The sequence below is a fragment of the Mycobacterium sp. genome, from assembly GCF_032159775.1.
Classification (GTDB): Bacteria; Actinomycetota; Actinomycetes; order Mycobacteriales; family Mycobacteriaceae; genus Mycobacterium.
In genome coordinates, this window is sequence record NZ_JAVHWK010000010.1 from 1 (window position 1) to 21,399 (window position 21,399).

Genomic DNA, 21,399 nt, shown 5'->3' on the forward strand with positions numbered 1-21,399 from the left:
CGATATTGGTCCGCTTCGCTCAGGCGGTACCTACGGTCAGGGTCATCCCACAGGTCGAAGGTCTGGACCGCCCAGTACACGCAGAATTCCAGGGTCACCGAGGCTTCCAAGATAGTGGCCCATAGGCCCCCGAAAAATTCGTGCCAAATTAATTGCACTGCGATTATTCCGAAAAACGTCACCAGCATCACCCAGCGCCACCACCGGTAGAAGCATCTGTAGAACCGCTGAAGTCCGTCCGCGCGCGGCGACATTTCCTCTCGATTCGCGAGGTGTGCGGTAACGAACACGGTAGCGATAAAAGACGACAGCAGCAGAAACCCGGCTGTGCCGTGCGCATAGTCTCGTGAGTCGACCATCGGTAAGCAGAGGGCAATCAACCCAGCCGCCACGACCAGCCAGAGAATGCACCGCGCCACAATCCCCCCAGGGCTCTTCTTCTGCCGGATTTTGATGCCGTCCTCGTCCCTCCGGTCGTAGTGGCGCTGAAACAACGTGATTACCCACGCCAGACCGAGAGCCGCGACAATTGCCACCAGGTTGGGCCGAATCACGTCCGCTACCTTGAGGTCGTCCGGGATGAAGAGTGGTGTGCATTGTTTGATGTAATCCTTCCCCTGCGGCACCAGCGCAGCGGTCAGCGCAGCTACACCAGCCAGTGTCAGCAGAGCATTCTCCGTGTCGCTGCTGCCTCGGTAGACGAAGAACAACGTGGCGAGTCCCAGAAGCGATGCGATGAAGATGCTGTGCGCAGACGTGTAGAAGTATTCGCTGAGGGCTCCTTGCCAACAATGTTTGTCTTTCGGCTGGCGCGTATATGTGCTTTGGATGAGGATCGATGCCAGGAGCAGGACCGCCGTCATGCCCAAGCCAATACGCAAGTTGCGGTATACGGCAAGCGTATTGGGCACCACAGGCGTATTGGGCACCTCAGGGTCGCCCTGATTGGCTATGAAAGTTGGTTGGCTCACGCGCAAACCCCTTTACGCCTGTCCTGGCTCACGTCAGTCATATCCGCAAACTGATTGTGAGGCATCAGGGGCGTCTTCGAGCGGCACCACGCGAGAAGCTCGCGAACCGATCCGAGTGGCGTCAGAAGGGCGGGTCGTCGGGCTGCGGATGTGGATCGGGAGGGGGCCGCCAATCCGGCGGCAGCTCTTCGGGCTCGAAGTCGTCGTTGATCCATGTGCAGTAAGGGCTGGTGCTGGGTCGGCCCTTCAGGATGAACAGCATTTTGCGCATGCGGTTGCGGTCTTTGCGATGGGCGATCTCGTCATAGCGGGCTTGTTGCAGTCGGCGGTGCGCCTTGTTGATGGGCCGCTGAACCTTGTTGCGGCAGCGGATGCGCGCGATGCGGGCTGCCCGCTCCCGGGAGCGGTTGCGACGAACGGGTTTCGGTTCGCGGCACGCAGTTGATGAAGCCATGTGGGGGAACAGGTCGACCCCGCCGGGAGTAGTTTCGTAGACCTGGCCGGTGGGCGAGGTCCACACCACCGTTCCGTCAGGCAACTGTTCGTCGCGCCAGCCCTCATCGAACGTTTTGTCGCGATGATGTTGGCGGCACATGCATTTGAGATTCCACGGGACCGTCAGGCCGCCGTTGCGCGGATCGGCGTGATTGAACGGGATGGTGTGGTCCACATCGCAGATCACAGCGCTGCGGTCGCACCCGGGGAAGCGGCACGTCATGTCGCGCTTCCGCACCCATCGCTCGACTGCGGCGGTGGGTTGGTACCGCAGCGCCTCGGCCGGGCTGACCGACGGCTCCTCGAGTATCCGCACGCTGGCCTTCTCGGCCAGTGAACGGACCTGCTCGGCGTCGATGACGCCGTAGCCCTCGATGTATCCGGGCTGCGCGCCGCCGCACATCACGGTGTCCGCACCCGCGATGACGTTGACCACGATCCTGACGGTTGGGGCGGTGTCATCCGATTTGTTCGGGCAGTCCGCGGCGCCGCATAGACAGCCGAGCCTCCGTCCCTCGGCCATCGCTTCCATAGCATCGGAGCGTCGCTGATCAACGGTGCGGGGATCGTCGCGACAGACAGCACTGGCCAAGTCGGTCAGGCGCGTGTCGAAGGCCGCGCCCGCCTCGGCGGCGACAATGCCGTCGACTTTGGCGGTGCCGTCACCGAGCGCGATCACATCGCAGTGACGCCTGTCCTCGCGCCGTTTTCGCTCGCGAGCGGCGTCGGGATCGATCCGGCGCACGGCCGCGTCGACGGTGTTGATGACTCTCTTGCGGGACCAGCAGCGCCACTGAGCAATTCGTTGGGCGAGATCAGCGTCCAACGCGTTCATCAACGAGTCTTTGACGAACTCGGTGCGGCTGATGATGATCTGCACGGTGCGCCAATCGGTATCGCCGATCGCGAGAAGTGCCGCCACCTCGGGCAGCCGTTGTACCAACGCGTCGGCGTGCGACACCATCACGCTGGCGGCCGCAGGGGAGAGGTTGCACGCGGCAGCGACCTCGGCGGTGGTGCGTTGAAAGCCCGTCACGATCATGAAGCCCGGATCAGGGTCCTCTATTTCGACCTCATCGGTGCGCTGGGCCAACAACTCGGCGATATCGGCCAGCCGGCGAGCCACCAGCATCGACTCCTGGCGCTGCGAGTCGGCGATCGCCAGCACCAACTCGGTTGGAGCCAGCCCGGCCGGAGCCATCGTGTCGAACATACATTCGATAATATTCGAGCCCACCGACAAACTAGGGTGAGGCCATGCGAGTCGCAGTGCTGGGCAGCAAGGGCAAGGTCGGGGCGACCATGGTGCAGGCGGTTCGCGAAGCCGACGACCTGACCTTGTCGGCCGAGGTCGACGCCGGTGATCCGCTCACCCTGCTCACCGACGGCGACACCGACGTCGTCATCGACTTCACCCACCCCGACGTGGTGATGGACAACCTGAAGTTCCTCATCGAGAACGGCATCGACGCCGTCGTCGGCACCACCGGGTTCGACGACAAACGGATCGGACAGGTGCGCAGCTGGTTGACCGCCAAACCTGAGGTCGCCATCCTCATCGCGCCGAACTTCGCGATCGGCGCCGTCCTCTCGATGCACTTCGCGCAACAAGCGGCGAGATTCTTCGAGTCGGTGGAGGTCATCGAGCTGCATCACCCGCACAAGGCCGACGCACCGTCGGGTACCGCGGCACGCACGGCACGACTCATCGCCGAAGCCCGAAAAGATATGCCGCCCAACCCCGATGCCACCAGCACGGGTTTGGACGGTGCCAGGGGAGCGGACGTCGACGGCATACCCGTGCACTCCATCCGGCTGGCCGGGCTGGTCGCGCACCAGGAAGTGCTCTTCGGCACTCAGGGTGAGACGCTGACGATCCGTCACGACAGCCTCGACCGCAACTCGTTCGTGCCCGGTGTGCTGCTGGCGGTCCGGAAGGTGAAGGAACACCCGGGACTAACCGTTGGCATAGAGCCGCTACTCGACCTGACCTGACGTGACATCCGAGGGCGGCCGTGCGCTGCGCATCCAGCTGCTCATCGGCTTCATGTGCGTCGCGATGGTCGTCTACTTCCTTCTTCTCGGCCGGATCGCATGGGCGTTCATCACGTCGGGCAGCGGGGCGGCGGTCGGCCTCGGCTTCGCGATCTTGGTCATGCCGCTGATTGGCATCTGGGTGATGGTCAGCACACTGCAGGCGGGCCTCGCGCACCAGCGGCTGGCGCGCCTTGCCCGCGAACAGGGCATGGAGCTCGACGTCAGCGCCCTCCGGACAATGCCGTCTGGCCGTGTCCAGCGCGACGCGGCCGACGAGTTGTTCGAGACCGTCCGCGACGAACTGGAGCGAGACCGCGACAACTGGCTGCGTTGGTACCGGCTCGCACGGGCGTATGACTATGCCGGCGACCGCAGCCGTGCGCGAGAGGCGATGAAGAAGGCTGTCGAACTGCAGGAGGCGGAATGACCAAGAGGCTGTTGATCGTTCATCACACGCCGTCGCCGCACACGCACGAGATGCTCCAGGCGGTCATATCCGGCGCGACTGATCCCGAGATCGAGGGCGTCGACGTCGTTCGACGACCAGCGTTGACGTTGTCGGCGACGGACATGCTCGAGGCCGACGGCTATCTGCTGGGTACCCCAGCCAACCTCGGTTACATGAGCGGCGCGATGAAGCACGCGTTCGACGTCTGCTACTACCAGTGCCTTGACACCACCGGCGGGCGACCGTTCGGCGTCTTCCTGCACGGCAACGAGGGCACCGAGGGCGCCGAGCGGGGAATCGACTCCATCACGACGGGCCTGGGCTGGACCAAGGCTGCCGATACCGTCGTGGTGTCAGGCAAGCCCAGCAAGGACGATCTCGAAGCGTGCTGGAATCTCGGTGCCACGCTGGCGGCTCAACTGATGGAGTGACCCAATGACGGAGCGTCGATAACCGCACCGCGAACCCTTCAACCCGGTAGAAAGCTTGTTATGCCAGGTATCGCCGAACTCGCCTTGGGCGCAGCGCCAATCGCGGGCGGAGCGCTGCTGGGCGCCGCCGCTGGAAGCTTCAAAGGACCCGACGTCCGCGCAATGATCGCCAAGGACATGGACCTGCTCGAGCGGCTCCCGGATGATCAGCCCGAGTTGAAGGCCCGCCTCAAGGCCAGCATCGACGAACGCATCAGCGACCTGGTCGCCGCGACGGAGAAGAGTCGGGCCCTGCGTGAGGCCGCAGTTTCCTACGGCGGTAACTGGCGCGACATCGTGGTCTTCATCTGCGCGATTCTCTTCACCATCATCTGGTGGAACGTCAGTCACAGCCGGGCCAACTGGCTGGTGATGTTCATTCTGATGATTATTCTTTCGGTCGTCGCCGCCATCTATGCGGGACGCGGCATAGCGCGCGCAATAGCCAACTTCCTGCACCGCAACGATGACGAGGTGCCGAAAGCTCAGTAGTGGTAAGTGTCCGACGGCGCCGGGATGTGCGCGGGGTCGTCGACGTCGTCGAACTCGGACGACTCGATCCCGTAGGAACGGGCCAGGTCGAGGATCTTGTTGGCGCGGGCGATACGCGGCAGGTCTGACCCGTTGCGGATCTCGCCGCCGTCGCGCTCGAACTCGAGGAAAAACTCTTTCGCCCAGTTGATTTCGTCCAGGGACGGCGACAGCCCCTCGTTCACGGTTGCGCATTGATCCGGTGTCAGGCAGATCTTGCCGGTCATCCCGAACTCGGCGGAGACAGCGGTGGCCTCGCTCAGCTTCAACGCGCTTGACCCGACGGTGGGGCCGTCGATGGCGCCCGGTAGATGTGCAGCCTTCGCCGCGATCGTGAACCGCGAGCGCGCATAGGCCAGAGTGGTCGGGTTGTCGCCAAAGCCGGTGTCGCGACGGAAGTCCCCGATACCGAAGGCGAGCCGGAACGTGCCCTTCGCCGCTGCGATCTCGGTGATCCGCTCCAGCCCGCGGGCCGTCTCGACGAGTGCCACGATGGGAACGCCTGCCAGCCGCTTGGCGGTCTCAGTGACGTGATCGACGGACTCGACCATCGCCAGCATCACGCCGCCGATCGATGTGCCCGACAGCATTTCAAGGTCGTCCTGCCACCACTGCGTTCCGAAGCCGTTGACGCGGACCCAGTCGCCGTTGCCCTCGGCCAGCCACTTGGTCACGTTGTCGCGGGCCGCGGCCTTGTCCTTCGGGGCGACCGCATCCTCGATGTCGAGGACCACGATGTCGGCGCGCGACCTAACGGCAGGCGCGAACCTTTCGTATTGCGCGCCGTTGACCAGCAGCCAACTCCTGGCGAGAACGGGGTTGATCCGCGAGCCGATATCCGCGTCGTCCTGGGTGCTGCTGACCTCGTTGTCCACCCTCCTATGGTGCCAGGTCAGGGAAGTGCGGCGAAGAGCTTCTCGAGCGCGGCCCAGTGCCGGTCGGCTGCGGACTTGTCGTAGGGCGGGTTGTCCGGGACGGCGAACCCGTGCCCGGCCGGATAGAACTCGACCATGTGCTCGACACCGGCCGCGGTCAGCGCCTTGTCCAGGGTTTCGGCATGCTCGGCGGTGAAGCTTCCGTCGTTCTCCGCGCCGGCCACGTAGACGGTGGCGTTGATCTTGTCGGCGAGCAGATGCGGGCTGTTCGGATCGTCGGTGACCAGGCCGCCGCCGTGAAACGAGCCGGCGGCGCCGACGCGCTCGGGGTGCCGTCCGGCAACGATCACCGAGGCCCGGCCGCCCATGCAGTAGCCGAAGACCCCGAACCGGGAGCCCTTGACCTCCGGGCGCGCCTCGAGGAAGTCGAAGAACGCGCCCGCGTCGCTGGCGATCATGTCGGGGGTCAGCGAGCCGACCATCGTCATCAGCCGGGTCCGTTGCGCGGGGTCGCTGAACACGGTTCCCATATCGAATGGCTGCCAGTCACCGTGCCGGTAATAGACGTCGGGTAGCAGCACGGCGTAGCCGTAGTCGGCCATTCTCTGGGCCATCTCGTGCATGGTGTCGCGGACACTTCCCGCGTCCGGGAACATCACGAGCCCCGGCCACGGGCCGGAGCCCTCGGGGGTGTGCAGGGTGGCGGGGCAGGTGCCGTCCGGCGTGGTGATGGTGGCAGAAACACTCGGCATGCTTCCGTTCTACGCCACTGCTCTGGACGTAAGCTGGGCGGCGTGCCGATCGCCACCCCCTACGAGGATCTGCTGCGCGTGGTGCTCGACCGTGGCACACCCAAGCCGGACCGCACCGGCACAGGTACCCGCAGCCTCTTTGGTCACCAGTTGCGCTACGACCTGGCGGCCGGTTTCCCGCTCATCACCACGAAGAAGGTGCATCTGAAGTCGGTGATCTACGAGCTGCTGTGGTTCCTGCGCGGTGACTCGAATGTGCGCTGGCTGCAGGACCACGGTGTCACGATCTGGGACGAATGGGCCAGTGACACAGGCGATCTCGGGCCTGTCTATGGCGTCCAGTGGCGGTCGTGGCCGACGCCGTCCGGCGAGCACGTCGACCAGATCAGTGCCGCGTTGGAGCTGCTGAAGTCCGATCCTGATTCGCGGCGCAACATCGTCTCGGCATGGAACGTCGGCGAGATCCCGCAGATGGCGCTGCCGCCCTGCCACGCGTTCTTCCAGTTCTATGTCGCCGACGGCAGGTTGAGCTGCCAGCTCTACCAGCGCAGCGCCGACCTGTTCCTCGGCGTTCCGTTCAACATCGCCAGCTATGCGCTGCTCACGCACATGATGGCGGCGCAGGCGGGCCTCGACGTCGGGGAGTTCGTGTGGACCGGCGGTGACTGCCACATCTACGACAACCACGTCGAGCAGGTCACCGAGCAGTTGAGCCGCGAGCCTCGGCCGTATCCGGAACTTGTTCTGGCGCCCCGGGATTCGATTTTCGACTACACCTACGACGACATCGTCATCAAGAACTACGACCCGCACCCGGCCATCAAGGCACCCGTAGCGGTATGACGGTGGGCCTGATCTGGGCCCAGTCGCCCTCCGGTGTGATCGGACGCGCCGGCGCCATCCCGTGGCGGCTGCCCGAGGACCTGGCCCGCTTCAAAGAGCTCACCACGGGCCATACCGTGGTCATGGGCCGGCTGACATGGGAGTCGCTGCCAGGCAAAGTGCGGCCGTTGCCCGGCCGGAGAAATGTCGTAGTGACCCGGCAAGCTGACTACATGGCCGATGGCGCGACGGTGGTGGGCGGGCTCGATGAGGTGGCCGCCGATGACGAGATGTGGGTGATCGGCGGCGGGCAGATCTACACACTGGCCCTTCCGATCGCGACCAGGTGCGAGGTCACCGAGGTGGAGGTCGACCTGCCGCGTGAGGACGACGACGTCGTCGCGCCGGTGCTCGACGAGGCGTGGGTGGGCGTCGAGGGCGACTGGATGGCCAGCACGTCGGGCCTGCGATACCGGTTCACCAGCTATCAGCGCGCATGAAGCTCACCGCAGGTCAGGCTCGTCGGGTTGCGGTCGCGGCCCAAGGGTTCCACGAGCCCAAGCCGCGCGGGCCGGTGAACCGTGCGCATCTACGACGGCTGATCTCGCGAATACAGGTGCTGCAACTCGATTCGGTGTCGGTTGCGGTGCGGGCGCACTACGCGCCGGTGTTCAGCCGTCTGGGCCCCTACGACAGAGACGTGGTGGACCGCGCGGCGTGGAGTCACAGCGCACGGTCGCCTCGGCTGCTTGTCGAATACTGGGCACACGAGGCCGCCCTGATGTTCGTCGACGACTGGCCCCTGCTTCGCTGGCGGATGCGGGAGTACACCCACGGTCGGTGGGGCAGGGAGATCGTCAAGAAGAATCCCCGGCTGGCCGATGACATCGTCGCCGCCGTCGCTGAGCTCGGGCCGTCGACAGCCGGTCAGATCGAGGCGCACCTTGAATCGGAGCCACGTGGCAGGAAAGGTCCGTGGTGGGATCGTAGCGAAACCAAGTGGGTGGCCGAGGCGCTGTGGTCGGCGGGTGTGTTGACGACCGCCACCCGGGTCGGCTTCGCGCGGCACTACGAACTGACGGAGAAGGTACTTCCGCCGGAGGTACTGGCGCGTGAGGTCGACGACAACGAAGCGATCCGCGAGCTGACGGTGCGGGCGGCTACCGCGCTTGGCGTCGGCACCGAGGCGGACATTCGCGACTACTTCCGGCTGGGGGCGGGCCAGATCCAGCCGGCGCTGGCCTCGTTGGTCGCCGATGGGGAGCTCGAACAGGTCGAGATCGACGGATGGAAGGCGCCGGCGTACCTGCGTGCCGGCCAAGTCATTCCGCGCCGGGATCGGGGGACTGCGCTGCTGTGCCCGTTCGACCCGCTGATCTTCTTCCGGCCACGCGTCGAACGGCTGTTCGGTTTCCGCTATCGCATCGAGATCTATACGCCCGCGCCGAAGCGTGAATTCGGTTACTACGTATGGCCGTTCCTGCTCGACGGGCAGCTTGTCGGCCGCGTCGACCTGAAGGCCGAACGCGCATCCGGTGCTCTCAACGTGGTCGGTGCGTTCACCGAGCCGGGACAGGACTCAGCGCGGGTGGCAACGGCGCTGGCGGGCGAGTTGCGGTCGATGGCGTCGTGGCTGGAGCTCGCTGACGTCACCGTCGGCATGCGCGGTGACCTGGCCGGGGAGTTGCGCCGGGCGTTGGTGTGAGCGGCGACTTACTCCTGCACTGATTTCTCGGACGCCGCGCCGACACCCTCGCCTTCGACCGGCAGTTCGTCGCGGAACTTCGGTACGCCGCGGCCGGTGACCCTGTTGACGATGAACACCACTGCGCCGATCACGAGCCACACAATGCCGCCGATCTTGGCGAGCGGGTCGGCGTTGAACAGCACGTAGCCGATGATCAGGAACCCGAGCGTGGGCACAACCAGGTGCAGCAGATAGTTCTTCGACTTCTTGTGACCGATGTAGTACCAGACGACGGAGACGTGCAGCAGGCAGAAGGCGAACAGCGCACCGAAGTTCACCAGCGAGGAGATGAGCCCGATCTGGCCGACGAAGAACAGCACGAGCACCACGCTGATCGCGCTGACCACGAGGATCGCGTTTATCGGAACCTGGCGGGCACTGATCTTCGACAAGAAGCCAGGCAGTTGGCGATCCCGGCTCATCGAGTACAGCAGCCGGCTGGTCGCCGCCTGGGCGGCCATGGCGTTGGCGAATCCGACCGCCAACACGTTGACGACGAAGAAGGCGTTCATCCATCCGGTGTTCGACGCCGCCTCGACCAGTTTGAAGAACGCGTTGCCCGCCTCGTCATCGCTGAACGACTCCCGCCCGCCGGCGAGCAGGCTGGCGAGCCACGTCTGGACGATGAACAGGAACGCCACGATGAACAGCGAGCCGACCATCGCGCGGCCCGCGGGGTTGCGCTTACCTGTCGACTCCTCTGCCAGGGTGGAAATTCCGTCGAAGCCAAGGAAACTCAGCACCGCGATCGACAGTGCCGATGCGATCAACGGCGCGCTGACGAGTTCCGAGTTCCAAATCGGCGTGGTGCTCCAGCCGACATCGGGCAGCGAACCGCCGCTGATCGCGCGAAACGCGATGTAGACGAAGATGACGACGAAGACCAACTCGATGGCCAGGAACACGCGGTTGGCCATCTTCAGCGAGTCGATGCCGAGCAGGTTGATCACGGTGTTGACGATGACGAACACGATCGCCCACAGCCAGCGCGGTGTGTCCGGGAACAGACCGATCATCGACTCGGCGGCGAAGACGTAGAGCAGCGTCGGCACCAACAGGTAGTCGAGCAGGATTGCCCAGCCTGCGAAAAATCCTGCACCCGGATGGATTCCACGGCCGACGTAGGAGAAGACCGAGCCCGCCAGCGGGAACGACCGCGCCATCTGGGCATACGCCATCGCGGTGAACACCATGGCGATCAGGCCGATGACGTAGACCAGCGGAACCATGCCCGAAGCGCTGTTGTAAACGGTGCCGAAGATCGCCCACGGTGCGATGGGCACCATGAACACCAGTCCATAGATGAGGAGATCGACTGTGGCGACCGAGCGATGCAATTCCTGCTCGTAGCCGAAGGATTCGAGCGAGCGTTGACCTTCCATGACTGTCCTGTCGGGTCGATGGGCTAGACGCGGGCTGTCGCGTCGTGGCGGGCGAGGAACGCGGCCACGACGGCGCGAACGTCTTCTGGCTTCTCCAAATGCGAACAGTGGCTGGTGTCGGGAAAAACCTGGCTCTCCGCGCCGGCGATCTGGTCGACATACGGCTGCCAGGCCTCCGGAGTGGCCTCGTCGAACTCGCCTGCGATGACGATCGTGGGTGCGACGATCTGGGGCAGCCGGTCGATGATGCTCCACTCGCGCAGCGTTCCGAGCACGTGAAACTCGTTGGGGCCGTTCATGGTGTGGTAGACCGTGGGCTCGGCCTCCATCTGCTCGATCGTCTCGACGAGGTCCTGCGGCATGGGTACCACCCGGCACAGATGGCGCCGGTAGAACTCGTCGGTCGCCGCCAAATACTCCGGATCGGTGACGGTGCCCGCCTCCTCATGCCGAATCAGTGCATCCCGCACATCCGGGGGCAGCGCTGCCACCAGTTCCGCGCAGCCTGCCATCCACAGCGCCATCGATGCCGGCGAGTTGCAGATCGCGACCGACTTCAAACCGGGCGGCTGCAGGACGGCGATCTCGGCGCTGAGCATGCCGCCCCAGGACTGGCCGAGCACGTGGAACTCGTCGATGCCCAGCGCTTCGCGGACGGTGTGGAACTCCTCGACGAACAGGGCGGGCGTCCAGAAGTCGGCGGGTGCATCGGGCAGGTGGGTGCTGTTGCCGCAGCCGATCTGGTCGTAGTGGATGACGGTGCGACCGGTTTCTGATGCCAGCTCGGCGAAATTGCGGACGTAGTTGTGCGCCATGCCGGGTCCGCCGTGCAGAACGAACAGCGGCAGCGCGCCCGGCTGCGGGTCGTTCGGTGCGGTGATCTGGACCCAGGTCTCGTGGCCGCGAAACGGAATCATCTGGGTGGTACGAGCCATGAAGTTCAGCATGAACCCGTAAAGGTCTCATGACAAGACCATTGATCGGGATTTAACATTTGTGCTGACGACAAGGAAATGACTCATGGCGCACAACGGCGCACCGGGAGTGTTGCTACCCCACCAGCGTGATACGCCGACCCGCGTCGACGAGATCACCGATCGGCTGATCACCGCGATAGCGATCGGTGAGTACCTGCCCGGCGTGCGGTTGCCGGTTGAGCGGGACCTCGCCGCGTCGCTGGGCGCGGGCCGCATGACGGTGCGGGCGGCGCTGGCGCGCCTTCTCGATCGCGGGTTGATCGAAACACGTCGTGGCCGCGGCGGAGGGTCGTACGTGCTCCATCAATGGCCGGAATCGTCCACCGAGGCGGTCGGCCGCACGCTGCGCATGCGACTGGACGAACTGAGGAACCGCTGTGACGCGATTTGTCGGGTGCAGGGAACCGTTTCGCGAGCTGCCGCGGAGTCGCGCACCGAACACGACATATCGGTGATCCGCGCCAGATTCGATGACTACCGATCCGCAGAGAGCGGCCTGGCCGCCCAGCAGGCGGACAGCCGGCTCCATCTGGCGATCATGGATGCGGCCCACAACGACGTGCTCAAACAAGTGCTGCTCGACTTGTTGGCGACGGTGAGTATTGCCGCTCCGGCTCATCCGTGGGGGGAGCCGAAAACGATGCGCGCCATGGAATTACGCGCTCTGCAGGAACATGAACAACTGATCGGCGCCATCGCCGACGGCCGTGCCGACGATGCCGATCATCTCGCCCGCCATCACGGGCTCATCGACATCGAGCTCATCACGTCGGCGATGGAGCGCGCGGGCGTGCTCACCGACTGACGAACCGGCGTCGTGCGTCGAGAAAACTGCCGGTGAGCTGGGACACCCGATCGGGGGCCTCGTCGAGTGGGAAGTGGCCGGCGTCGATGACGTGCACTTCGGCGTCGGGAACGTCACGCCGGTACGCCTCGGCCTCGGCCACTTCGAAGGATGGGTCGTAACGGCCCCAGACCACCAGCAGCGGCGGGAGCGTTTGGCGTAGCCACTGCTGCCAACGCGGATAGTTCGCGACGTTGGTTCGGTAGTCGTAGAACAGGTCTGTCTGAATGTCCGCCTGGCCAGGCCGGCTGAGGAAGGCGAGTTCGTCGGTCCACAGATCGGGGTCGTAGCGATCGGGCTCCGGGCTGTTGCCGACGTGGCGGAGACGGGTCGCAGCAGGAGAGAAAAAGTTCTCCCGCAGCGCCGCCTCATGGCTCGCACGGTCGGTCCAGAAAGCGCGCCGCGTCTCCCACAGCGGGCCGAGCCCGTCCTCGTGGCAGACCGCATTGTGCACGACGAGTGAGTTGACGCGGTCCGATCGACGCAGCGCAAGACGCATGCCAACCGGCCCGCCGTAATCCTGCATGACGAGCGAATAGCGTTGCAGAGCAACCATGTCGATGAATCCCTCGATGACCTCGGCAATATGGTCGAACGTGTAGTCGAAGTCGTCGGCTGCAGGTGCATCGCTGTGCCCGAAACCCGGGTAGTCGGGAGCGATCAGGTGAAAGCGGTCACAGAGTCGGTCGATCATTGGCTGCCACATTCTCGACGAGGACGGGAAGCCGTGCAGTAGTAGAACCGAAGGGGCGTCGGATGGGCCTGCTTCGCGGTAGAACAGTTTCACGCCATCGAAGGTGACGGTCCGGAATCGGGTCGGCGTCATGGACACGAATGCTAGACGCGAGGAGCCCGGCCTTGACCCACCACACACCAGCCTCCCAGGTTCGCCTGACGAAGCACTCGCCGGGGTTCTGGCGGGTGACCTTCGACATGCCACCGCTGAACATCTTTGGCCCCGAGGCGATTCCGCAGCTCCACGAAGCCATCACCGCGCTGGAGACGGACGAACACGTCAAGGTCGTCGTCTTCGACAGCGCCGTGGACGGTTTCTTCATCACCCACTACGACTTCGTGACACCGCTCGAGGAGTCCGCGAAGTTCCCCGCCGGGCCGACCGGACTGCAGGCGCTGCCAGACATGCTTGCCCGGCTCAGCCGTGCACCCGTGGTGTCCATCGCCTCCATTCGTGGGCGTGCCACCGGCGTCGGCAGTGAGCTTGCCCTCGCCAGTGACATGCGCTTCGCCAGTCGGGAGAAGGCGATCCTGTCGCAGTGGGAGGTGGGTGCGGGCCTGGTGCCCGGCGGCGGACCGATGGCGCGGCTGCCGCGACTGATCGGACGTGGCCGCGCATTAGAAGTCCTGCTGGGCGCCGACGATGTCGACGGCGACCTCGCAGAGCGCTACGGGTACGTCAACCGTTCGTTTCCCGACAGGGAACTGGACGGCTTCGTCGACGCGCTCGCGACGCGCATCTCGACGTTTGACAAAGAGGCGCTCGCCGAGACGAAGCGGTTGGTGAACGAGAACAGCCTGCCGCCCGACGCGGAGATCGCGCCCGAATGGGACGCATTTCTCGCCGCGCTGGCGCGGCCGGCCGCCCAGGCCCGCATCCAGAAGCTGTTCGAGCGCGGCTTTCACGAGCCTGGAGACGTCGAAACCCGCCTCGGCCACCACGTGGGGCAGCTTGGCGGGGACTAGTCAGTTGAACGGAATGTCGTTATCGGCCTTGGAACGCTGATACTGCTCGGACAGCCCCGCGTAGACGGCGCGAATCCGCCTGTCCTGTTCACGCAGTTTGGTGCGTTGCGGCTCTGGCTCGGTCTCGACCAGCGCGCCGATCGAATACGCGGTCCAGAACGCGTTTGATCGGCGGTACTGGCCGTCTTCCACACCGAAGACCTCCTTGAGGATCTTCAAGTCGTGCGGGATTCCGAAGGCGTCCCGCGAATCCTCGTAGGTGTAGAAGTAGTAGAAGTTGTCGAACCCGCACCAGGTGATCGCCGAAAGGCACAGCGGGCACGGTTCGTGGGTGGACAGGAACACCAAGTCGCGGGTCGACGGTCGTCCGGTCATTCCGTAGAACTGGTTCAGCGTGCTGATCTCGCCGTGCAGCAGGGGATTGGCGGTTTCGCTGTTGGTGCCTGCGATGACCACCGAGAAATCGGATTTGCGCAGAAGAGCGGCGCCGAAAATCTTGTTGCCGGCGGCGACGCCACGCTCGGTCATCGGCAGGATGTCGTGCTCCATGACATTGAGGAGGCGCGACGCGACGGTGTTGTCGCCCATCGCTGCAGCTTAGCGACGCAAGGCAGCGGATCCGGTATGCAAGCCGCAACGCTTTAGTAACGGTGCCCGCGTTAGGGTGAGCCGTGGCCGAGACCGCGCCGTTGCGCGTGCAGTTGATCGCCAAGACGGAGTTCTTGGCCCCACCCGACGTCCCGTGGAGCACCGACGCGGACGGCGGACCGGCGCTGGTGGAGTTCGCTGGTCGGGCCTGCTATCAGAGCTGGTCCAAGCCGAACCCCCGAACGGCTACCAATGCCGATTATCTGCGGCACATCATCGACGTCGGACACTTCTCGGTGCTCGAGCACGCGACGGTGTCGTTCTACATCACCGGGGTCTCGCGGTCATGCACCCACGAGCTGATCCGGCACCGCCACTTCTCCTATTCGCAGTTGTCCCAGCGGTACGTGCCCGAGCAGGACTCACAGGTCGTTCTGCCTCCCGGCATGGAGGACGACCCGGAATTGCAGGACCTGTTCACCGCCGCCGCTGACGCCAGTCGCGCGACCTACACCGAACTGCTGACCCGGTTGGAGGCCAAATTCGCCGACCAGCCCAACGCCGCGATCCGTCGCAAACAGGCCCGTCAGGCCGCCCGCGCGGTCCTGCCGAACGCCACAGAGACCCGCATCGTCGTCACCGGCAACTATCGGGCCTGGCGGCACTTCATCGCCATGCGGGCCAGCGAACAGGCCGACCTGGAAATCCGCGGGCTGGCCATCGCGTGCCTGCGCCAACTCGTCGCGGTCGCACCGCAAGCCTTCGCCGACTTCGAGATCGCAACGCTGGCGGACGGCACCGAGGTCGCCACGTCCCCGTTGGCCACGGAGGCTTGACCTCCACCGGGTAATCTTGGTGTTCGTGAGCACCAGCGGATTCGACGTGCAGGCCCGCCTGGGCACCGTGCTGACCGCGATGGCGACGCCGTTCAAGCCCGACGGCTCGCTGGACACCACCACCGCAGCGCGCCTGGCCACCCATCTGGTGGATGCCGGCTGCGACGGCTTGGTGCTGTCGGGTACCACCGGCGAATCACCGACGACGACCGATGACGAGAAGATCGCGCTGCTGAGGGCGGTGCTGGACGCCGTCGGTGATCGCGCCAGGATCGTCGCGGGCGCGGGAACGTACGACACCGCGCACAGCGTGCACCTCGCGAAGGCATCCGAGGCTGAGGGCGCACACGGACTTCTCGTCGTCACCCCGTATTACTCGCGGCCCTCCCAAACCGGGCTCGCAGCGCACTTCACTGCGATCGCCGACGCCGTGTCGGCGCCGATTCTGCTCTACGACATTCCCATTCGATCGGGAATCCCCATCGAATGGGACACCATCCGGGCGGTCGCCGAACACCCGAACATCGTCGGAATCAAGGACGCCAAGGGTGACCTGAACGGCGGTGGCCGAATCATCGCCGAGACCGGTTTGGCGTACTACTCGGGTGATGACGCGCTCAACCTGCCCTGGCTGGCGATGGGAGCGGTCGGATTCGTCAGCGTCTGGGGACATGTCGCGGCGAGCCAGCTCCGAGAAATGTTGTCGGCCTTCAACTCTGGCGATGTCGCTACCGCCCGCAAGATCAACGTGACGCTCGCACCGTTGGCCGATGCGCAGACCCGCCTCGGCGGCGTCACGATGGCCAAGGAAGGGCTGCGGCTGCAGGGAATCGATGTCGGTGAGCCGCGACTGCCGCAGGTGCCTGCCACGCCTGACCAGATCGAGGCGCTCGCCGCTGACATGCGCGCCGCCACGGTACTTCGCTAGTGGACACAGATATCAAACCGCCGGGACCGCTGGTCCCTGGAGGCTTGCGGGTCACCGCGCTGGGCGGCATCAGCGAAATCGGCCGCAACATGACGGTTTTCGAGCATCTCGGCCGACTGCTGATCGTCGACTGCGGGGTGCTGTTCCCCGGCCATGACGAGCCTGGTGTCGACCTGATCCTGCCCGACCTACGGCTGATCCAGGACCGCCTCGACGATGTCGAGGCGCTGGTGCTGACCCACGCGCACGAAGACCACATCGGCGCCATCCCGTTTCTGCTCAAGCTACGACCCGACATCCCGCTTGTCGGTTCGAAGTTCACCTTGGCGCTGGTGGCGGAGAAGTGCCGCGAACACCGCATCAAACCGGTCTTCGAGGAAGTGGCCGAGGGCCAGAGCTCGATTCACGGCGTGTTCGAGTGCGAGTATTTCGCGGTCAATCACTCGATTCCGGGCTGCCTGGCGATCGCGATTCACACCGGTGCAGGCACCGTGCTGCACACCGGGGACATCAAGCTCGACCAGTCGCCGCCCGACGGCAGGCCCACCGACCTTCCTGGCATGTCGCGACTCGGTGACTCGGGCGTCGATCTGTTCCTGTGCGACTCGACGAACTCCGAGATTCCCGGTGTGGGCCCGTCGGAAAGCGAGATCGGTCCGAACATGCACCGGCTGATCCGCGGCGCAGAAGGCCGGGTCATCGTCGCGTGCTTCGCCTCCAATGTGGGTCGGGTGCAGCAGATCATCGACGCATCGGTGGCGCTTGGCCGCAAGGTGTCGTTCGTCGGCCGCTCGATGGTGCGCAATATGGGGATCGCGAAGGAGCTGGGCTACCTCACCGTCGACGACGACGACGTCATCGACATCGGCGCAGCGGAGATGATGGCGCCCGGGCGCGTCGTGCTCGTCACCACCGGAACGCAGGGCGAGCCGATGGCCGCGCTGTCGCGGATGTCGCGAGGCGAACATCGCAGCATCACGCTGACGTCGGGCGATCTGATCGTCATGTCGTCGTCTCAGATCCCGGGCAACGAAGAAGCGATCTTCGGCGTGCTGGACGCCTTGGCCAAGATCGGCGTCCGCGTCGTCACCAACGCCCAGGTGCGCATCCATGTCTCGGGTCACGCATACGCGGGCGAGCTGCTCTTTCTCTACAACGGAGTCCGCCCGCGCAACGTGATGCCGGTGCACGGAACCTGGCGGATGCTGCGGGCCAATGCGGCGCTGGCCGTGCGCACGGGGGTGCCGGGGGAGAACGTGGTGCTGGCGGAGAACGGCGTCAGCGTCGATCTGGTCGCGGGCAAGGCGTCGATTTCTGGTGCGGTATCCACCGGCAAGATGTTCGTCGACGGGTTGATTACCGGTGACGTGGGCGATGCCGTCGTCGGCGAACGGCTCACGTTGTCATCGGGATTCATCGGGATAACGATCGTGCTGCGCCGCGGAACCGGACGGGTGGCCGCGCCTGCCCGGCTGCACTCGCGCGGCTTCTCCGAGGACCCCAAGGCGCTGGAGCCGGTGACGTCCAAGGTGGAGGAGGAGCTGGAGTCACTTGCCGCCGACAACATCACCGACGTTGCCAGGATCGCGCAGGCGGTGCGCCGCACCGTGGGTAAATGGGTGGGGGAGACATACCGTCGGCAGCCGATGATCGTGCCGACGATCATCGAGATTTAGCCGACGGTGATGGTTCCCGCCGGCAGATCCATAACCGGCGTCAGCGTCTGGCTGGGTAGGACGGAGTCCGGGTGCCACGCCTCGGCCTGTTCCTTCGGAGGCGATTCGCACCCGCCGTTTCCGGAGTATTTGTAGACACCGCCAGACTTGTCGCAGCACATCTTCATGTGGTCTTCCCAGCGCTTATAGTCAGCGGCCGAAGTGGCGGGATTGCCATCGAACGAACCGACGCACTGGTCGTAGGCGCCGATGTCCCATTCTCTCGGCTCGGCCGTCGCGACTGCGGGCGAAGCGAATGCAACGGCTGCAGCGGTGATGGCGAGCGTAGCGGCGCGAATCGGACCGGTCATTTCTTCGTTCCCTTCGTCGATGGTGATGTCGTGGGAACGAGTGTGTGGGGGCCGACGAGTCGACAGAAAGGGGCAAATGCCCCATATCGACGACGGAGTCAGGCTCAGGGCTTGGCGCAGTAGGCCGTCCACTCGAGATCGGAGGCGGCCCGGTCACGCCCGGCCGGTCTGATGTAATTCCGCAGGTAGTAGTCGGGACCTGCGTTCTCGACGAGCCGCCAGCCGTACTCACCGACGAAAGCCTCGACCGCGCCGGGGTCCAGGCCGAACTTCCACACCTGTTGTCGTTGCCGGAAGCGCTTGTACAACAACGTTGCGCCGTACATGTTTCGCCCGTCGATGAAGAAGTGCGGGCGTCGTTAAGGTAACCGTGCTCGGTCAGGGTGCCGAACAGGTCGTCGCGCTCGAAGTCCAACGGCACTAGATGGACCGAGGCGGGCATCGCATTGATCGCGCGACTGACGGCGGCCTTCTTCCGCCCGATGTTGATCGGAAGGTCGACCTCGAAGACGGGGACGTCGGAGCGGCGTGCCAGGCGGATCTCCCTGGTGTCCATGCCGTCGACGAGACGGCGATCGGGTGGCTCGTAATGCTCTATCGCCGCCTCCACCATCGGCGCGAAGGCTGTCTGGGCGGCGGGATTTCGCGCCATCAGTGTTTGACTACCGCGCCCGCATCCACTGGCAAAGTCACGCCTGTGACATAGCGGGCAGCATCAGATACCAGCCATGCCACTGCGTTGGCGATGTCTTCTGCCTCTACCGCCGGCACCGGCAGCGCGTTGCCTCCGGCCCCCCCGCCCATGCGCTGTAGCCAACTTCGGACGTAATCGTTGTCAATCATCGGGGTGTTGACACCGGTCGGGTGGACGGTGTTCACCCGGATGCTGTGCCGAGCAAGGACGTTCGCGTATTGCCGCATCAGCCCCACCATGCCGTGTTTGGCTGCGGTGTATCCGAGTCCGCCCGGATCAGAGCTGTTCATGGGCACCAGTCCGGCGACGGAACTGATCAGCACGATCGCTCCACCGTCGCCCTGCTCCACCATCGTCGGTATCGCCACTTCCACGGTGTGAAAAGCCCCGGTCAGGTTTACGTCCAGTACGTCACGCCATGCGTCGTCACCGGCTTCCATCGGGGCGATGCCCGCGTTGGCAATGACGATGTCGAGCCTGCCGAACTCGTCCAGACCGGCCTGCAAGGCGGTGTTCAGCCCGTCGCGATCGCGGACGTCGGCCTCGCGGGCCACGATCCGCGCGCCGGTGTCCTCGACGAGCTTGACGGTCTGCGCGAGATCGTCGGCCGTGGCCATCGGGTAGGGCACCGATGCGATCTGGTCGCAGATGTCGACCGCGATGATGGCGGCGCCGTCGGACGCCAACCGCACGGCCTCGGCTCTACCCTGGCCTCGAGCGGCACCGGTGATGAACGCAACCTTCCCCTCGAGCGACCCCATCAGGAACGCAGCTGGCCCTTGGTCGGATCGCCCGCGACGACCGGCTGGAGCATCTTGATGTCCGGTGCTCCGTCGAGGTGCTCGCCGATGGTGCCGAACAGGTTCCCCACGGCCGGTGCAGTGCTGTGCACCTTCAGGGCGTCGGCGTCGGCCCACTGCTCGACGAACACGAACGTGCCGTCGGCCTCATGCAGGGCATACAGCTCGCAGCCGGGCTCCTCGTGCACCGCCTCGATCGCCTGTTTGCATGCGTCCCGCACGGCGTCGACGGACTCGGGTTTGGCCTTCATGGTGGCGACGACGACAACGGGCATGGGGTAGGTACTCCTCGATGAGTGGGATTCGGACAACTGATCACCCTACTCAGCGAACCTAACTAAATTTCGACATCCAACTGTGACCCGTGTGGCTGATGGTGAATGTGGGGCAGCTGCGACTAGGCTTGGGCCCATGCCTAGTAAGACCGCCGCGCGCTCCGGTGCCCGTTCGAGCAGGTCAAAAGCCGGCTCACGGTCAGGGTCCCGCGCGGCCCGACCCGCGCCGCGCCGCAAGCCGGCCAAGAAGCGCGTCGCCTCTCCCATCCCGACGGCCGGGCTGGCCATCGGACGGGGCGCCCGTGCCGGCTGGTTCATGCTCGCCAGGGGCGCGGGCTCGACGGCCCGGTCAGTGGGCCGCGCCCGCGATATCGATCCCGGCCACGCCCGCGACGGAATCGCCCTTGCGCTGCTCGGCGGCGCCGTCATCGTCATCGCGAGTTCGTGGTTCCACGCCGCCCGACCGGTCGGCGGGTGGATCGACAATTTCCTGCGGGTGCTGTTCGGCTCGGCCGTGCTGGTCTTGCCGGTCGCGCTCATCGCGATCGCGGTGCTGCTGATGCGCACCGAGCCCGATCCCGACGCCCGGCCGCGGCTGATCCTGGGCGCGTCGATGATCACCCTGCCCATGCTCGGTTTGTGGCATCTGTGGGCCGGCTCGCCGGACAACCCGGCGGGACGGCAGACCGCCGCCGGCTTCATCGGCTTCGCCATCGGCGGGCCGCTGTCGGAGGGCTTGACCCAGTGGATCGCCGCCCCGCTGTTGTTCATCGGTGCGCTGTTCGGCCTGCTGCTGATAACGGGAACGACGATCCGCGAGGTACCGGACACGTTGCGGGCGATGTTCGGCACCGGGTTGTTGCGCGACGACGAGGAGTTCTACGACGACGACGAGCCAGCAGAGAGCCGCGACGCGCAGCCCGAGGACTTCTCCGACGGCTATTACGACGATCCGACGGCCTACAGCGACCAGGAGGCGCAGGCCTGGCCGAGCGGTACGCCGATGGAGAACTACCCGCTCGACGATGAGGCGCCGACGGTCCCCGAGCCCACCCGTGCGGCCAAGCGCAAGAAGGCGGCCAAGCCGGCAAAGCTGGTGTCGGACCGCGTCGTGGACGGTCCGTACACGCTGCCGTCGCTGGATCTGCTCAAGAAGGGCGATCCGCCGAAGAGGCGCAGTGCGTCCAATGACCGCATGGC

24 protein-coding genes and 1 pseudogene are annotated in these 21,399 nt (G+C 65.2%); 13 read left to right on the forward strand and 12 right to left on the reverse strand.

Annotated features, from left to right (window positions below):
- On the reverse strand, window positions 1–971 hold a 971-nt coding region (locus QOJ24_RS01010), incomplete at its 3' end, for a hypothetical protein (protein WP_526258228.1).
- Between the two features lie 121 nt (window positions 972–1,092).
- Window positions 1,093–2,679 (reverse strand): HNH endonuclease signature motif containing protein, encoded by a 1,587-nt coding sequence (locus QOJ24_RS01015; RefSeq protein WP_526258229.1) that lies wholly within the window; start codon window positions 2,677–2,679, stop codon window positions 1,093–1,095.
- Window positions 2,680–2,723: 44 nt separating this feature from the next.
- Here QOJ24_RS01015 and dapB point away from each other — a divergent pair, with 44 nt between their 5' ends.
- The 4 genes from dapB to QOJ24_RS01035 are packed head-to-tail and all read left to right on the forward strand — an operon-like array spanning window position 2,724 to window position 4,913.
- The gene (gene dapB / locus QOJ24_RS01020; protein ID WP_526258231.1) at window positions 2,724–3,461 is read left to right on the forward strand and encodes a 4-hydroxy-tetrahydrodipicolinate reductase; all 738 of its coding nucleotides are present in this window, start codon (window positions 2,724–2,726) and stop codon (window positions 3,459–3,461) included.
- Window positions 3,462–3,513: 52 nt separating this feature from the next.
- Entirely contained in the window at window positions 3,514–3,930 is a 417-nt protein-coding gene (locus tag QOJ24_RS01025; protein WP_526258270.1) for a hypothetical protein, read from the forward strand.
- A complete protein-coding gene (locus QOJ24_RS01030) occupies window positions 3,927–4,382 on the forward strand; it encodes a flavodoxin family protein (RefSeq protein ID WP_526258233.1) in 456 nt (151 codons plus the stop codon). Before QOJ24_RS01025 ends, QOJ24_RS01030 begins: the two co-directional genes overlap by 4 nt.
- Window positions 4,383–4,442: 60 nt before the next feature.
- Entirely contained in the window at window positions 4,443–4,913 is a 471-nt protein-coding gene (locus QOJ24_RS01035; protein WP_526258235.1) for a hypothetical protein, read from the forward strand.
- On the opposite strand, the gene QOJ24_RS01040 is transcribed toward QOJ24_RS01035, so the two are convergent.
- Entirely contained in the window at window positions 4,907–5,827 is a 921-nt protein-coding gene (locus QOJ24_RS01040; protein WP_526258237.1) for an HpcH/HpaI aldolase/citrate lyase family protein, read from the reverse strand. The two genes, QOJ24_RS01035 and QOJ24_RS01040, sit on opposite strands and share 7 nt — an antisense overlap.
- A 17-nt stretch (window positions 5,828–5,844) precedes the next feature.
- A complete protein-coding gene (locus QOJ24_RS01045) occupies window positions 5,845–6,579 on the reverse strand; it encodes a dienelactone hydrolase family protein (protein WP_526258239.1) in 735 nt (244 codons plus the stop codon).
- A 42-nt stretch (window positions 6,580–6,621) separates the two neighbouring features.
- Between QOJ24_RS01045 and QOJ24_RS01050 the strand changes: the two genes are divergently transcribed.
- Genes QOJ24_RS01050 through QOJ24_RS01060 form a run of 3 tightly spaced genes read left to right on the forward strand, consistent with a single transcriptional unit; the run spans window position 6,622 to window position 9,106 of the window.
- Window positions 6,622–7,422, forward strand: coding sequence for a thymidylate synthase (locus QOJ24_RS01050; protein ID WP_526258240.1), 801 nt, complete (start codon window positions 6,622–6,624; stop codon window positions 7,420–7,422).
- Window positions 7,419–7,901: a dihydrofolate reductase gene (locus QOJ24_RS01055; protein WP_526258242.1), complete on the forward strand. Its 483-nt coding sequence runs from the start codon at window positions 7,419–7,421 to the stop codon at window positions 7,899–7,901. Before QOJ24_RS01050 ends, QOJ24_RS01055 begins: the two co-directional genes overlap by 4 nt.
- A complete protein-coding gene (locus QOJ24_RS01060) occupies window positions 7,898–9,106 on the forward strand; it encodes a winged helix-turn-helix domain-containing protein (RefSeq protein ID WP_526258244.1) in 1,209 nt (402 codons plus the stop codon). Before QOJ24_RS01055 ends, QOJ24_RS01060 begins: the two co-directional genes overlap by 4 nt.
- Before the next feature lie 8 nt (window positions 9,107–9,114).
- On the opposite strand, the gene QOJ24_RS01065 is transcribed toward QOJ24_RS01060, so the two are convergent.
- Together QOJ24_RS01065 and QOJ24_RS01070 are read right to left on the reverse strand one after the other, a co-directional pair.
- Entirely contained in the window at window positions 9,115–10,530 is a 1,416-nt protein-coding gene (locus QOJ24_RS01065) for an amino acid permease (RefSeq protein ID WP_526258246.1), read from the reverse strand.
- A gap of 23 nt (window positions 10,531–10,553) precedes the next feature.
- Window positions 10,554–11,465: a proline iminopeptidase-family hydrolase gene (locus QOJ24_RS01070; RefSeq protein WP_526258248.1), complete on the reverse strand. Its 912-nt coding sequence runs from the start codon at window positions 11,463–11,465 to the stop codon at window positions 10,554–10,556.
- Window positions 11,466–11,550: 85 nt separating this feature from the next.
- On the opposite strand from QOJ24_RS01070, the gene QOJ24_RS01075 reads away from it, so the two are divergent.
- Window positions 11,551–12,312 carry a FadR/GntR family transcriptional regulator gene (locus tag QOJ24_RS01075; protein WP_526258250.1) on the forward strand — a complete coding sequence of 254 codons (762 nt, stop codon included), beginning with the start codon at window positions 11,551–11,553 and terminating at the stop codon, window positions 12,310–12,312.
- Here QOJ24_RS01075 and QOJ24_RS01080 read toward each other — a convergent pair.
- Complete coding sequence (locus tag QOJ24_RS01080) at window positions 12,302–13,177, reverse strand: alpha/beta fold hydrolase (protein WP_526258251.1); 876 nt, start codon at window positions 13,175–13,177, stop codon at window positions 12,302–12,304. The genes QOJ24_RS01075 and QOJ24_RS01080 overlap by 11 nt on opposite strands.
- A 32-nt stretch (window positions 13,178–13,209) precedes the next feature.
- On the opposite strand from QOJ24_RS01080, the gene QOJ24_RS01085 reads away from it, so the two are divergent.
- On the forward strand, window positions 13,210–14,052 hold the full coding sequence (locus QOJ24_RS01085) for an enoyl-CoA hydratase/isomerase family protein (RefSeq protein ID WP_526258253.1): 843 nt from the start codon (window positions 13,210–13,212) through the stop codon (window positions 14,050–14,052).
- Here the strand turns inward: QOJ24_RS01085 and QOJ24_RS01090 are convergent, their stop codons facing one another.
- A complete protein-coding gene (locus tag QOJ24_RS01090; RefSeq protein WP_526258255.1) occupies window positions 14,053–14,640 on the reverse strand; it encodes a tRNA-specific adenosine deaminase in 588 nt (195 codons plus the stop codon).
- Window positions 14,641–14,723: 83 nt separating this feature from the next.
- On the opposite strand from QOJ24_RS01090, the gene thyX reads away from it, so the two are divergent.
- The 3 genes from thyX to QOJ24_RS01105 are packed head-to-tail and all read left to right on the forward strand — an operon-like array spanning window position 14,724 to window position 18,080.
- Window positions 14,724–15,476 (forward strand): FAD-dependent thymidylate synthase, encoded by a 753-nt coding sequence (gene thyX / locus QOJ24_RS01095; protein ID WP_526258257.1) that lies wholly within the window; start codon window positions 14,724–14,726, stop codon window positions 15,474–15,476.
- Window positions 15,477–15,501: 25 nt separating this feature from the next.
- Complete coding sequence (gene dapA / locus QOJ24_RS01100) at window positions 15,502–16,404, forward strand: 4-hydroxy-tetrahydrodipicolinate synthase (RefSeq protein WP_526258259.1); 903 nt, start codon at window positions 15,502–15,504, stop codon at window positions 16,402–16,404.
- On the forward strand, window positions 16,404–18,080 hold the full coding sequence (locus tag QOJ24_RS01105; protein WP_526258261.1) for a ribonuclease J: 1,677 nt from the start codon (window positions 16,404–16,406) through the stop codon (window positions 18,078–18,080). The genes dapA and QOJ24_RS01105 overlap by 1 nt, the downstream gene beginning before the upstream one ends.
- On the opposite strand, the gene QOJ24_RS01110 is transcribed toward QOJ24_RS01105, so the two are convergent.
- From QOJ24_RS01110 to QOJ24_RS01125, 4 genes and pseudogenes are all read right to left on the reverse strand, one after another.
- Window positions 18,077–18,430: a hypothetical protein gene (locus QOJ24_RS01110; RefSeq protein WP_526258263.1), complete on the reverse strand. Its 354-nt coding sequence runs from the start codon at window positions 18,428–18,430 to the stop codon at window positions 18,077–18,079. The genes QOJ24_RS01105 and QOJ24_RS01110 overlap by 4 nt on opposite strands.
- Window positions 18,431–18,534: 104 nt before the next feature.
- Window positions 18,535–19,082: pseudogene (locus QOJ24_RS01115) on the reverse strand (class I SAM-dependent methyltransferase).
- Window positions 19,082–19,885, reverse strand: a complete 804-nt coding sequence (locus tag QOJ24_RS01120; protein ID WP_526258264.1) for a mycofactocin-coupled SDR family oxidoreductase — start codon at window positions 19,883–19,885, stop codon at window positions 19,082–19,084. The pseudogene QOJ24_RS01115 and the gene QOJ24_RS01120 overlap by 1 nt, the downstream one beginning before the upstream one ends.
- A complete protein-coding gene (locus tag QOJ24_RS01125) occupies window positions 19,885–20,199 on the reverse strand; it encodes a putative quinol monooxygenase (protein WP_526258266.1) in 315 nt (104 codons plus the stop codon). Before QOJ24_RS01125 ends, QOJ24_RS01120 begins: the two co-directional genes overlap by 1 nt.
- A gap of 136 nt (window positions 20,200–20,335) precedes the next feature.
- Here QOJ24_RS01125 and QOJ24_RS01130 point away from each other — a divergent pair.
- Window positions 20,336–21,399, forward strand: a 1,064-nt coding sequence (locus QOJ24_RS01130) for a DNA translocase FtsK 4TM domain-containing protein (protein WP_526258268.1), incomplete at its 3' end; no start/stop codon positions are given.